Source organism: Caballeronia sp. SL1002 (assembly GCF_057814995.1).
This window is the reverse complement of the sequence record NZ_JBYMUW010000005.1, coordinates 633,165-645,798: the sequence shown is the minus strand read 5'-3', so window position 1 is coordinate 645,798 and position 12,634 is coordinate 633,165. Positions and strand designations below refer to the sequence as shown.

Annotated in this window: 10 protein-coding genes; 3 read left to right on the top strand and 7 right to left on the bottom strand. The window is 62.8% G+C overall.

Going from position 1 to position 12,634, the window contains the following annotated elements; translation table 11 throughout:
* Positions 1 to 18 precede the first annotated feature (18 nt).
* The 7 genes from AC3D25_RS27330 to AC3D25_RS27300 form a co-directional block, all read right to left on the bottom strand.
* Positions 19 to 1,605, bottom strand: a complete 1,587-nt coding sequence (locus AC3D25_RS27330) for an aspartate:alanine exchanger family transporter (protein WP_488891612.1) — start codon at positions 1,603 to 1,605, stop codon at positions 19 to 21.
* A gap of 171 nt (positions 1,606 to 1,776) precedes the next feature.
* Positions 1,777 to 3,042 (bottom strand): c-type cytochrome, encoded by a 1,266-nt coding sequence (locus tag AC3D25_RS27325; RefSeq protein ID WP_488891611.1) that lies wholly within the window; start codon positions 3,040 to 3,042, stop codon positions 1,777 to 1,779.
* Positions 3,043 to 3,068: 26 nt separating this feature from the next.
* Positions 3,069 to 5,303, bottom strand: a complete 2,235-nt coding sequence (locus AC3D25_RS27320) for a xanthine dehydrogenase family protein molybdopterin-binding subunit (RefSeq protein ID WP_488891610.1) — start codon at positions 5,301 to 5,303, stop codon at positions 3,069 to 3,071.
* A gap of 1 nt (position 5,304) precedes the next feature.
* Positions 5,305 to 5,760 (bottom strand): (2Fe-2S)-binding protein, encoded by a 456-nt coding sequence (locus AC3D25_RS27315; RefSeq protein WP_488891609.1) that lies wholly within the window; start codon positions 5,758 to 5,760, stop codon positions 5,305 to 5,307.
* A 271-nt stretch (positions 5,761 to 6,031) separates the two neighbouring features.
* Positions 6,032 to 6,616 carry a histidine phosphatase family protein gene (locus tag AC3D25_RS27310; RefSeq protein WP_488891608.1) on the bottom strand — a complete coding sequence of 195 codons (585 nt, stop codon included), beginning with the start codon at positions 6,614 to 6,616 and terminating at the stop codon, positions 6,032 to 6,034.
* 699 nt (positions 6,617 to 7,315) lie between these two features.
* Entirely contained in the window at positions 7,316 to 8,338 is a 1,023-nt protein-coding gene (locus AC3D25_RS27305; RefSeq protein WP_488891607.1) for a LacI family DNA-binding transcriptional regulator, read from the bottom strand.
* Positions 8,339 to 8,498: 160 nt separating this feature from the next.
* Positions 8,499 to 8,735: a hypothetical protein gene (locus tag AC3D25_RS27300; protein WP_488891606.1), complete on the bottom strand. Its 237-nt coding sequence runs from the start codon at positions 8,733 to 8,735 to the stop codon at positions 8,499 to 8,501.
* A gap of 286 nt (positions 8,736 to 9,021) precedes the next feature.
* On the opposite strand from AC3D25_RS27300, the gene AC3D25_RS27295 reads away from it, so the two are divergent.
* The 3 genes from AC3D25_RS27295 to AC3D25_RS27285 all read left to right on the top strand — a co-directional run bounded on the left by AC3D25_RS27295 (position 9,022) and on the right by AC3D25_RS27285 (position 12,627).
* Positions 9,022 to 10,023 (top strand): ABC transporter permease, encoded by a 1,002-nt coding sequence (locus AC3D25_RS27295; RefSeq protein WP_488891605.1) that lies wholly within the window; start codon positions 9,022 to 9,024, stop codon positions 10,021 to 10,023.
* A gap of 34 nt (positions 10,024 to 10,057) precedes the next feature.
* On the top strand, positions 10,058 to 11,008 hold the full coding sequence (locus tag AC3D25_RS27290) for a sugar-binding protein (RefSeq protein WP_488891604.1): 951 nt from the start codon (positions 10,058 to 10,060) through the stop codon (positions 11,006 to 11,008).
* Positions 11,009 to 11,070: 62 nt separating this feature from the next.
* Positions 11,071 to 12,627 carry a sugar ABC transporter ATP-binding protein gene (locus tag AC3D25_RS27285; RefSeq protein ID WP_488891603.1) on the top strand — a complete coding sequence of 519 codons (1,557 nt, stop codon included), beginning with the start codon at positions 11,071 to 11,073 and terminating at the stop codon, positions 12,625 to 12,627.
* Positions 12,628 to 12,634: the final 7 nt, after the last annotated feature.

Sequence of the window (12,634 nt, the reverse complement as noted above, 5' to 3'; positions counted from 1 at the left end):
ATTGATCACGGCTCAGTGTCAAAACATCGCCGGAATAATATCGACGAAGAGGATTTTCGCGATCGTCATGCCCGGAAAAATCATCGCGTAGCCGATATCCGGGCGCTCCGTCGGCGCGAGCTTGTTCGCGAATGCAAGGATGGCGGGATTGCCGGTCGCGCCGGCGACGATGCCCGCGACTTCGTCGAACGGCATCCGGTACACGAGCAAGCCGAGGATCAGGATCGGCAGCACGAGCGCAAGCAGGACGATCGCGCCGAGTCCAAGCATCATCAGGCCCGTGTCGGTCACGGTCGCGGCGAACTTCGGTCCCGACGCCATACCGACCTGCGCGAGAAAAAGCGTCAGGCCGAGGTTGCGGATCACGAGATTGGCGGAGAGCGGCAAGGTCCAGCAGAGGCCCGCCGTGCGCCGCAATTTGCCGAGGATCAGCGCGAAGATCAACACGCCCGACAACCCCAGCGCGAGCTTGCCGACGCCCGGCAACGGCACCTGCACCGCGCCGAGCAGGAAGCCGAGCGCCATGCCGAGCCCGATCGAGATGTAGCTGAACTCGGCGGTGCCCTTGATCGAATCGCCGAAGTATTTGCGCAGCGCCGCGAAATCCCGGCGATTCGCAATCAGGCCGACGCGGTCGCCGTACTCCAGCACGAGGTCGGCGCTCGGCATCATGTCGGCGTCGCCGCGGCGGATCTGCGCGACGATCGACGCGTTCTCGCTCGGCAACCTGAGATCCGACAGCGGGCGTCCGACGATGGTGGCGCGTGAAGCGAACACGCGCAGATAGTCGAGGTCGCTGCGGTCCTTGAGCAAGCGGCCGGGCGCTGCATCGCCGAGCAGTTTGCGGGTTTCCTCGAGCGCCAGCCGCTCGGGCGCCACCACGAGCACGACATCGTTTTCGGCGAACACCATGGCGGGCGTCGCCGGTTCGTTGTGGTGCGCGGCGCGCCGAGCGACAACCTGTACCGAAGGCGGCAGCAGCGTCAGCACTTCGCCGAGCGTCTTGCCGAAGAGGTCGCGATTGTGCAGCGCGATCTCGATGATCTCAAGCCCGGTTCCCGCCGTGGCCGCGATCTTCGGCTTGAAAATCATGAACGCGGCGTAGAGCAGGATGATCGGCCCGGCGACGCCGAACGGATACGAGACCGAGTAGCCGACGGCGGCATCGTCGTTGCCGAGCGTGGCGATGGTCGCCTGCAACGCGGCCGTGCTGGTGCCCGATCCGGCAAAGAGACCGAGCGCGTGACCCAGCGGCAAGTGCATGAATTTCTCGATGGCGATACTCGCGAACCCCGACGCCAGCACGCCGATCAGCGCCAGCAGATTCGCGCGGCGCCCGGATGCGCTCGTCAGGCCGAGAAAGAACTGCTTGCCGTACTGGACGCCGACGGTATAGAGAAAGAGCGCGAGTCCGAGCGTGCCGACCATCGGCGCGGGTGCCGACTTGGGCGCGAACCAGCCGACGCCGAGCGCGACGAACAGCACCGCGCCGACGCCGAGCGAGAAGCCCTTGATGTTGATCTCGCCCACCAGATAACCGATGGCGATGGTGAAGAACACAGCCATCAACGGTTGCTGCTCAAGCAGCGTCTTGACGAACTCCACGTTTCACCTCGCGGTAGCAGCGTGATCCGATTGGAACGGCTTTCGGCAACTCAGCGGCGATTGTTGCGCGGCGTGCAAGTCATGAGCGACCTGCACGCCGTGCTCACATTAGCACCGATATGGGCGAACTTCCCAAGGGCATGCCAACGCGATCCGCGATCGAAATTCGCGCTAAGGTTTAGTCTTGCGTATTTTCTCTACATCGCTTGCGGCGACAGCCGGCGCACCGTTGTTCCAGCCGCCGCGCATGAACGTGAGGACATCGGCGATCTGCTGGTCGTTCAGGACTTTCGCGTATTGCGGCATCGGGTACGCTGCGGGCACGCCCTGAATGACGAGATCCTTCGTGCCGTTCAGCGTTACGTTGATCAGCGACGATGCGTCTTTCTCCAGCACGTTCGGATTGCCCGCGATCGGCGCGAGCAACGGCGCGAAGGCCCGGCCGTCCACGCCGTGACAGTGCATGCAGTACGCCGTATAGACCTTCGCGCCCGGATCGTTCGCCGGACGTCCGAGCAGGGCGACGGTCGCTTTCGGGTCGTAGGTGTACGGCGGCATGTTCGTGCCGCCGGCCGCCGGCAGCGACTTCAGATAACCCGAAATCGCGGCGAGATCCTGATCGTTCATCGCCTGCGTGCTGTTGTTGATGACATCCGTCATGGAACCGAACGCCGATGCATGCGCGTTCGCGCCGGTCTTGAGGAACGTGTGCAGCTCGGCTTGCGACCAGCGTCCGAGTCCGACGTTGCCTTCGCCCGTGAGGTTCGCCGCGAACCAGCCGTCGAGCACGCCGCCCGTGAGCCATGCGCCGCCGCTTTCGTCGAGCGCCTTTTCCTGGAACGCGATGCCGCGCGGCGTGTGGCACGAGCCGCAGTGTCCGAGTCCCTGGACGAGGTAAGCCCCGCGATTCCACGCGACGTCGTGGCCGTCCTTGTCGCGATAGACGGTCTTGTCGAGGAAGACCAGATTCCAGAGTTTCAGCGGCCAGCGCATGTTCATCGGAAACGGGATATCCGAAGGACGGTTCGCCTGCATGACGGGAGCCACGCCCTTCGTGAAATACGCGTAGAGCGCGGCGATGTCGTCGTCGCGAATCTTGGCGTAGGACGGGTAGGGCATCGCCGGATAAAGATTGTGACCGTCCTTCGACACGCCGCGCCGCATGGCTTGATCGAATTCCTGCTCGGTCCATCCGCCGATACCCGTCTGCGCGTCGGGCGTGATGTTGGTCGTGTAGATCTTGCCCATCGGCGTGTTCATCGGCAGGCCGCCCGCGTATGGCTTGCCCTTCGGCGCGGTGTGACAGGCGGCGCAATCGCCGGCGGTCGCGAGGTAGGCGCCGCGAGCGACCAGCGCGTCGTCGGGCGTCGCGGCGCGCACGGCCATCGACGCCGACAGCGCAAGCGCGCCCAAAGCCGCGATCATTGTCTTTACCATCGTGTTATCGATCATCGGGTCGGCCCTCATGCGCTAAGTTGACGGCCGACGGGCAATTGCCGAAGGCGCTTGCCGGTCGCGGCGAAAATCGCGTTGGTCAGTGCGGGCGCGAGCGCGGCCGTACCGGGCTCGCCGATCCCGCCGGGCGCCTCCACGCTCTTCACGATATGCACATCGATAGGCGGCGTCTGATCGAGCCGCAGCATGCGGTAATCGGTGAAATTGCTTTGTTCGACGCGGCCGTCCTTGATGGTGATCTCGCTGTAGAGCGCCGCCGTGATGGCGAAGATGACGCCGCCCTGAATCTGCGCTTCGATCGTGTTCGGGTTCACGACCATGCCGCAATCCACCGCGCAGACCACGCGATCGACCGCGACTTCGCCGTTCCCGTTGACGCTCACGTCCACCACCATGCTGAAGAAGCTGCCGAACGCGTGCATGACCGACACGCCGCGTCCCTGTCCCTTCGGCAGCGCGTTACCCCAGCCGCCCGCGCGGCTCGCGACATCGAGCACGTTGCGCGCGCGTGGCGACTTGTCGAGCAGACCGCGACGGTAGGCCACCGGATCGGCCTTCGCCGCCGCCGCGAGTTCGTCGATAAAGCTCTCCACCACGAACGTGCCGCGCGTCGGTCCGACGCCGCGCCAGAACGCCGTGGGTATGTCCATCGGTTCCTGCCTGACGTAATCGACGAGCTGGTTCGGCAGGTCGTAGGGCAGGTCGGCCGAGACTTCGACCGCGTCCGGGTCGAGGCCGTTCTTGAACGCGGGCGGCGCGAAGCGCGCCATGATCGACGATCCGACGATGCGGTGCTGCCACGCAATCGGCTTGCCGTTCGCGTCGAGGCCGGCGGAAATCGTGTCGTAGTAATACGGCCGGTACATGTCGTGCTGGACGTCCTCCTCGCGCGTCCACGTGACCTTCACCGGCACGCTGAGCTGCTTGCCGGTCTTGAGCGCCTGCGCGATGAAGTCCGTCTCAAGGCGCCGTCCGAAGCCGCCGCCGAGCAGGTGATTGTGGATCGTGATTTTGTCGGCGGGGAGGCCCGTGATTTTCACGGCGGTATCCACGGCGCGTGTCGGCACTTGTGTGCCGACCCAGATATCGCAGCCGTCGGGCCGCACGGACACCGTGCAGTTGACCGGCTCCATCGTGGCGTGCGCGAGAAACGGCTGCTGATACACGGCATCGACACGCGTCTTGGCGTCGTTGAAGCCCTTCGTCACATCGCCGTCGCGACGTGCTACCGCGCCGTTTTTCTTCGCGGCGTTTGCGAGTTCCTGCACGACTTTATCGGTGGAATACGTCGCGCCCCGGCCTTCGTTCCACGTGATGACGAGTGCCGCCGCGCCGCGTTTGGCCGCCCACGTATGGTCTCCGATCACGGCCACGCCGTTGTCCAGTTTTACGATCTGCCGCACGCCGGGGATTTTCTTTGCATGAGTGTCGTCGACGCTTGCCAGCGTGCCGCCGAAGACCGGGCTGTTCACGATGGCCGCGTACACCATGTCGGGCAATCGGACGTCGAGGCCGAACTGCGCCGTGCCGTCCACCTTCTGCGGCGAATCGAGACGCTTGAACGCGGTGCCGATCAGCTTGAAATCCTTCGGATCCTTGAGCGCCACCGATTGCGGCGCGGGCAGCTTCGCGGCTGCGTCGACGAGCTGGCCGTAGCCGATCCGACGCGACGTCGCCGCGTGGACCACTTCGCCGCGCTCGGCGTGACAGGTGGCGGGATCGACGTTCCATTGCTGCGCGGCAGCGCTCACGAGCAGCACGCGCGCGGTCGCTCCGGCGCGGCGCATCGGTTCCCACGCATAGCGGATCGAAGTCGAACCGCCAGTGAGCTGGCCGCCGAGCAACGGATCCTTGAAGAGCGCCTCGTTGGGCGGCGCGTGCGCGATCGTCACGGCGTCGAGCGGCACTTCGAGTTCCTCGGCGATCAGCATCGGGATCGACGTATAGACGCCTTGTCCCATCTCGACCTTCGGCATGACGAGCGTGACCTTGCCCGCCGAGTCGATCTGCACGAATGCGTTGGGTTCGAAGACACCGCTTCGGGGCGCTTCGTCGCCGTCGCTGCCGATTGCCGGGCTGTTCTTCGCCGCGTCCTGACTCGACGCGGGCAGGCTGAAGCCGAGCATGAGACCGCCGCCGGCAGCCGCGCCGATCGACACGCCGAACTTCAGAAACGTGCGCCGGTCGATACCGACGGCCGATTCTACGCGGCGATTTTGCGCGTCCAGGAGACCTTTGGACATGTCAGGTCTCCTTCGCGGCTTGCTTGATCGCCGCGCGAATGCGGTTGTAGGTGCCGCAGCGGCAGATGTTTCCGGTCATGGCCGCGTCGATATCCGCGTCGGTCGGATTCGGGTTCGACGCGATCAGCGAGCTTGCCGACATGATCTGTCCGGACTGACAGTAACCGCACTGCACGACATCGAGCGCGAGCCACGCCGTCTGCACTTTCTTGCCGGCGGGCGTCGCGCCGATGGCTTCGATGGTCGTGATCTTGCGCTCCCCGACGGCCGCGACCGGCAGCACGCACGAGCGCACCGCCTGACCGTCGAGGTGGACCGTGCACGCGCCGCACTGCGCGATGCCGCAGCCGAATTTGGTTCCCGTGAGGCCGACCAGGTCGCGCAGGACCCAGAGCAGCGGCATGTCGGGCGGGGCGTCGACCGTGTGGGTCTGGCCGTTTATGTCGAGAGTAGGCACCGTCCGCTCCTTTTTTATCGTGGGGTCGCCGACGATTATGCAGAGGGTTACGATTTCGCGCACAGACGGTGGGCGCGGCCTTGCAATTTGCTTGCGACGCGAGTCGATGCAATCGTAGGAAAAATAGCCGGAATGGCCGTCCGATAAGCGCGAGGACGCGCGATCGATCAGGCTTCTCGGAGAAGCGACGCGCCGATCGCGCACGCGGCGTGATGCAAAAAAAGCAGTAAAGAATGGGGCGTTCGTGTGTCTTAGCTAATGGACCGCCCGGCTAGAACACGCCTTCGACGATCTCGCAATTGGACGGCATGCCGACGCATCGGGCGCCGTCGTCCGCGCTGATTTCGCCGAGGATGACGCGCACGGCCTGAAGCGTCCAGCCATGGGCCACGACGAGAACGGTTTCGGGGCTGCTCAGCTTGATATCGGCGATAAGCGCTTCGACGCGTGCGAGCAGGCCCATGAACGGCTCGCCGTCGAACGTTGCCGTGGTGGACGGCGCGGGTTCGATAAAGCGCTGGAATTCAGCGCCGGTTTTTCCCTCGAAGTCCGAGCCGACCCGATTCTCGTTGGCGAGCCGATTGACGACTTGAGGAACCTTGAGGACTTGATTCACGAGCCACGCCGTTTCGCGCGCGCGGAGAAATTCCGAAGTAACGATGAGTTCGATTTTCTCGTCGCGGAGCCGTTCGCCAAGCGCCATGGCTTGCGACTGGCCTTTCTCGGTGAGGTTGAAACCGTTGCGGGGATTGCTGTTGCATACGCCGCGAACATTGCAGGGATATTCGCCGTGGCGCGCGAAGATGATCCGTTTGGATGCGGTACTCGGCTCGGACAACCAGTTTTTGTCGTGCATTGTCGGGGAGGGGTTGGACTTGCGTGGCGTAAAAGGGGTGGTTGATTGTATCAGCCACGATTTTTTTATTGCGTGTGTGGGCGCTCGGGGGCTCGCCATTTGGGGTTGGATTTTGCTTTGTTTGCTTTGTTTGCTTTGTTTGCTTTGGTTACTGGGGCGCTTCTTGGGAGCTTGCTTTTGTGTAGGTTTATCAGCACGCCGCTATGTGCGGCAGCAGTGGGGCTTTCTTTGGCTAGCTGCAAAGAAAGTAATTAAAGAAAGCAGATCCGCCTAAGTGTCCACCACACATAACGAGTTGGATAGACGCGCAAGCTGATTTGATTAGCGCGCATTCGTTCGAACTGGCACGGCGCCTGTCATTTCGATCTTCGCTGCGCGCGGACGACGGGGACATTGAAACTGGCGGTCGGCTTGGTTTTGTTGATTATGCCGTTCCGGCAGGCACTTTGTGCCTGTCGGGATGAATGAGCGGTTCCACTTTGTTGTGTGGTGCGATGGCCGAATCAGCTTGCGCACCACTCCCGGTTGCGGTTCGTGGTGGACACTTAGACGGATAAGCTGCTTTCTTTGGTTACTTTCTTTGCAGCAGCAAAGAAAGTGACTGCTGCCCCGCACAGGGGCGTGCTAATAAACCTACACGAGAGCAAGTTCCCGAGAAGCGCAAGCAACCAAAAGCAAAGTGCGCCAACAAACCCACAATCAATCAAAGCGCGAAGCGCTCCCCCCCGTACATCCACAAGAATCGCGAATCGCAAAGCTAGGATCCAACCGAACAATCTCATTCCCCTCGGCAGCAAACTCAATGCGCCGCCTGAGCAACGCCGCCGCCGTCCGTCCGATCTCATGACAGGGCTGGACCATCGTGGTCAGACGAGGCTCGAACGCATCGGCCCAATCGAAATCGTCGAAGCCCGCGACGGCGACATCCGCCGGAACGCGCAAGCCACAATTGCGGGCCGCGAGCATGATGCCGATCGTCGTGAGGTTGTTGCCGCCGATCAGCGCGGTCACCGGACGCGCGCCAGTGAGCAAATGCGCGGCGGCTTCTACCGCGCTCGCAAGATCGGTATGTCCCACTGAAATGCGCGCCTCATCGACGCTGAGTCCGCAAGCGCGCAATCCGTCGCGAAAGCCGTCTGCACGCTCAATAGCGGTCGTGAAATTCGACTGCCCCGCAAGAAAGCCGATCCGCTCATGGCCGTGGCCAACCATGTGCGTCACCATCGTGACCAGGGATCGCCGGTTCTCGACGCCGACGCCGTCGAGCGCGACGTCGGGCAGGCGATCGACCATCACCGACGGAATACGCTGTTCGCGCAGGTACGTGAGGGCGCATTCGTTCGCGCCGCACGACGGCGCGATGATGATCCCGTCCACGCGCCGCTTGTGAAGCGCGGCGACGATCTCGAATTCCCGCTCGGGATCGTCCTGCGTGTTCGCCAGCAACACCATCATTCCGAGCTTCGCGCATTCTTCTTCGATGGCGTTGATGACGTCGCAGAAGTAACGGTTGCGCGTCGACGAGATGGCGAGCCCGATCGTATTCGTGGTCGATCGCGCCAATGCACGCGCGACGATATTCGGCGTGTAACCGAGCACGCGCACGGCTTCCTGAACGGCGTGCGTCGTCTCGGCGCTAACGAAACGCGTGCCGTTCAGAACGTGCGAGACCGTCGATGTCGCGACGCCCGCAAGCCGGGCTACGTCAGCAATGTTTGCCATCGCTCGCTCGCCGGACGATGCAGACGGTGTCGCCATGCCGATACATTTGGAGTCCTGTTTTAAGCGTTTATAAACGATATGACCCGTGCATGGCCCGTCTCGGCTGCTTTCAGAATATGAGGGTAAACAGGCCAACGCAAGCGCTTGCGCAAGCGATTGCTTATGAATAATCTTGGGTCAGCAATAGAACAAAAGTAGCGAAGCCCATCGATATGGGAGGAGACGTGAGAACGACGATCATCACGCGGGGCCGCCCCTGTGCGGCATCACTGCGCGCCACCTCGCTAGAAGAAGGCCCGGCAAGCGTACCGGTGAAGTCGCGACGCTTGCGAGCGTCGATCTCATTGCCTGTTTCGATACCGCGGACGATCCGTTCGGTGTGACGCATGTCACGCATCAAATCGTCGTCATGCGCGCTCCCTTGCCGCGCACGCGTGGCCTGAGTCGCAAACGCGTTTTTGAACAACGTTCCCGCGCGCCGAGTGCATGCCGCGGTCGACGGTATAGACGGCGCAGCGCAACTTCCACCGGCACGATTCACGCGCTGAAACCTGCCATCAAGACCTCGTCCGAACGCGCCGCGGAGGTGTCTCGCGAGGTCGATGGTAACGAGACGTTCCAGCACCAGCCGGGCACGAAGCGTTGCGAAGCATGCCCGGCGACACCGGTACACGAGGCACAAAATGAGCAAGGTCCCTGCGGCGGCAACGAGTGTAAAACCCCGGATCGGATTTGGCCGGCAACTCTTGCGATCTCGCGAAACGGGCATCATCGGCGCGCTTCTGATCATGGTCATCGCGTTGTCGATTGCAGCTCCGGATTTCGCGAGCGTCGACAATCTGCTCAACGATGCACGCAACCTGTCGTTCATCGGCATCGTCGTGCTCGGGCAAGCGGCGGTGATGATTACCGGGGGTATCGATCTGTCTGTCGGCAGTGTCTGGGGCCTGGCGGCCGTCGCTTCCGCCGCGATGATGCACTCCGGCATGGGCGTATTCCCGGCGTGCTTTCTGACGTTGCTGATCGCTGGCGCGGTCGGCCTGTTCAACGGTTTCTGCGTGACCAAGCTGCGCATGTTGCCCTTCGTGCCGACGCTCGCCACGATGAGTATCGCGCGTGCGCTCGCGCTCATCATCACGCGCGGCAAGGCGATCGACGGCTTCAGGCCGGATGGCGATGCATTCTTTGCGCTCGGCGGCGGCGACCTTCTCGGCTTGCCGGTGCCGTTCCTGATCTTCGTGGTCTTGTCCATCGTGGCCGCCGTCGTGCTCAAGCGCAGCGTCTACGGCAGGCAGCTTTACGCGGTTGGCGGCAACGAACGCGCCGCGATGCTGACCGGCCTGAACGTGGACCGCCTGAAGATCAGCGTCTACGTGATGTCCTCGCTTTTAGCCGGTCTCGCCGGGATCATCGAGGTCAGCTATCTCTCGTCGGCGATCTCGAATCAGGGTCTGGGCAAAGAGCTCAGCGTGATCGCGGCGGCGGTCATCGGCGGGACCGCGCTCAGTGGCGGCGAGGGCACCGTGATCGGCGTTTTCGTCGGCACCGTGATTCTCGAAGTACTGCGCAACGGACTCGTGCTGCTCGGCACGGACGCCTACTGGCAAGGCGTATTCGTCGGCTCCGTCATTGTCTTTGCCGTATTCATCGACCAGCTGAGAAAGGGCGTCTGGCGTCGTCGATGACTGATTGACCCATAACGACTCTTTGGAGAAAACAATGAAACGCATCTTGCTCGGCGTCGTGGGCGCCACGGTTCTGGTGGGACTTGGGATCGTGAACGAGGCGCAATCCGCCGATAAAAAAGTCTTCGCCGTCGTACCGAAAGCGCTGGGCGTGCCGTTCTATGCCGATGCCGAAAAAGGCTGCAAGGAAGAGGCTGCGAAGATCGGCGCGGAATGTCTCTTCACCGGCCCGGCGCAACTCGACGACGCCGAACAGGGCCGCATCGTACGCGACCTGATCACGAAGAAAGTGGCCGGCATCGCGATTGCCCCGAACAATCCTGATTCGATCAGCGGCGTCATCAGTGCGGCGATGGCGAAGAATATTCCCGTCGTGACATTCGATTCCGATGCGCCGAAATCCAAGCGTGTCGCGTTCATCGGCACCAACAACGAAGCGGGCGGCGCGTCGGGCGGCGAGGCTTTCGCCAAGGCTTTGCCGAAAGGCGGCAACTACGCGGTGATCACGGGCGGACTCTCGGCCGCGAACCTCAACGACCGCATCAAGGGCTTCAAGTCGAAGCTGGGCGGCAACTTCAAGGAAGTGTCCGGATCGCCTTTTCCCTGCAATGACGATTCCAGCACGGCCATTCAACTGATTCAGGACATTCTCGCGAAGAACCCGAATATCGACGGTATTTTCTTCGCGGGCGGATGGCCGATGTTCGCGCCCGAGGCGTATACGCGCGCGCTTAAAAACAAGGCAGCCGATCTCAAGGCCGGCAAGTTCGTGATCGTCTCGTTCGATACGCTGCCTACGCAGATCAAGCTGTTGAAAGACGGCTACGCGACCACGCTGATCGGACAGCGGCCGACGCGCATGGGTTCGGAATCGGTGGATCAACTGGACAAGCTGACGAAGGGCGGAAAGGTGCCGGCGGTGACGGATACCGGCGTGGATATCGTCGATTCGTCGAACGTCGACAAATTCACGGCCGGCAAGTAATCAACACGCGCGATGGCGCTTAAACGCGCTGTTGCGCTCACTTTCGTGCTGCGAGTGTCGCCATGACCGTGCTGCTAAGCGTTGAACATGTTTCGAAGATCTACCCCGGCGTGAAGGCGCTGCAGGACGTGTCCTTCGAAGTCGAGGCGGGCACCGTCCATGCGGTCATGGGCGAGAACGGCGCGGGGAAATCGACGCTGATGCAGGTGATCGCGGGCGCGCATCAGCCCACCTCCGGCAAGCTCGTTTTCGACGGCGAGGAGATGCATCTTTCCGGCACGCGGGACGCCGCGCGCAAGGGCATTTCCATCGTTTTTCAGGAGCTGATGCTCGCGCCGAACATGAGCGTCGCGGAGAATATTTTCCTCGGCGCGGAACCGCGGATGGCGGGCGTGCTGGTCGATCGCGGCGTGCTCATCGCGAGGGCGACGGAGGCGATGGAACGCCTTGGAATCGCGCTCGATCCCGACACGCGCCTGGGCGACCTCACCATCGCGCAGCAGCAGTTGATCGAGATTTGCAAATCGCTGATTCACGAGCCGCGTCTGCTCATTCTCGACGAACCCACGTCGAGCCTGTCGGAGGCCGACTCGCTGATTCTCTTCAAAGTGGTACACGATCTGCGCGCGCGCGGCGTCACCATTCTCTATATCTCGCATCGCATGCGCGAGGTGTTCGACAATTGCGACGCCGTGACGGTACTGCGCGACGGCAAGCATGTGCGGACCGCGCGGCTCACCGATACCTCGCCCGAGGAAGTCGTGCGCCTGATGGTCGGTCGCGATCTCGCCGAGGTGCGGCGCATCCGGCCCGAACACGAGGGTCAACCGGTCGTGCTGGCGGTGCAGGGTATCGGCGACGATTCACGTTACCGCAACGTGTCGTTCTCGCTGCGTCGTGGCGAGATCGTCGGCCTCGCTGGCCTCGTCGGCGCGGGGCGTTCCGAGGTCGCGATGGGCATCTTCGGCGCGCCGCCGCCGACCTCGGGAAGCATCGCGATAGAAGGAAAACCCGTGAACGTATCGAGGCCGCGCGATGCGATGAAGCTCGGCATCGGCCTCGTGCCCGAAGACCGCAAGGATCAGGGACTCGTGCTCGGGATGTCGGTCGGCAGTAATCTGTCGCTCGCGGCACTCGGTCTCGGCCGCATTTCGAGCGGAAATTTCATCAGGCCGAGGCGTGAAGCGCGGATGATCGAAGGCTACGTGGGGCGCTTTCAGATCAAGACGCCGACCGTCGAACAACTGGTCGGCCTGTTGAGCGGCGGCAACCAGCAGAAGGTGGTGCTCGCGAAATGGCTCGCGGCGAAACCGCGCGTGTTGATCGTCGATGAACCGACGCGCGGCGTGGACGTCGGCACGAAGGCCGAAATCTACGCGCTGATGCGCGAGCTTGCCGCCGGCGGTCTCGCTATCCTCGTGATATCCAGCGATCTGCCCGAGATATTGACGATATCGGATCGCATCCTGGTGATGCGTGCGGGCAATCTTGCGGGCGAGATCAGCTTCGACGACGCATCCGAGGAACGCATCATGTCGCTCGCCGCACTCGAACACGCTGACCCGGCGCATCCTGAAACGAAGCCGACCGGATACGTTTCGGCGGGTGCGCCACCGTAACCCGCGC

Coding starts and splice junctions, on each gene's coding strand:
- AC3D25_RS27285 (WP_488891603.1), top strand. CDS start 11,071: ATGACCGTGCTGCTAAGCGTTGAACATGTTTCGAAGATCTACCCCGGC.
- AC3D25_RS27295 (WP_488891605.1), top strand. CDS start 9,022: ATGAGCAAGGTCCCTGCGGCGGCAACGAGTGTAAAACCCCGGATCGGA.
- AC3D25_RS27305 (WP_488891607.1), bottom strand. CDS start 8,338: ATGGCAAACATTGCTGACGTAGCCCGGCTTGCGGGCGTCGCGACATCG.
- AC3D25_RS27290 (WP_488891604.1), top strand. CDS start 10,058: ATGAAACGCATCTTGCTCGGCGTCGTGGGCGCCACGGTTCTGGTGGGA.
- AC3D25_RS27300 (WP_488891606.1), bottom strand. CDS start 8,735: ATGCGTGACATGCGTCACACCGAACGGATCGTCCGCGGTATCGAAACA.
- AC3D25_RS27320 (WP_488891610.1), bottom strand. CDS start 5,303: ATGTCCAAAGGTCTCCTGGACGCGCAAAATCGCCGCGTAGAATCGGCC.
- AC3D25_RS27325 (WP_488891611.1), bottom strand. CDS start 3,042: ATGGTAAAGACAATGATCGCGGCTTTGGGCGCGCTTGCGCTGTCGGCG.
- AC3D25_RS27310 (WP_488891608.1), bottom strand. CDS start 6,616: ATGCACGACAAAAACTGGTTGTCCGAGCCGAGTACCGCATCCAAACGG.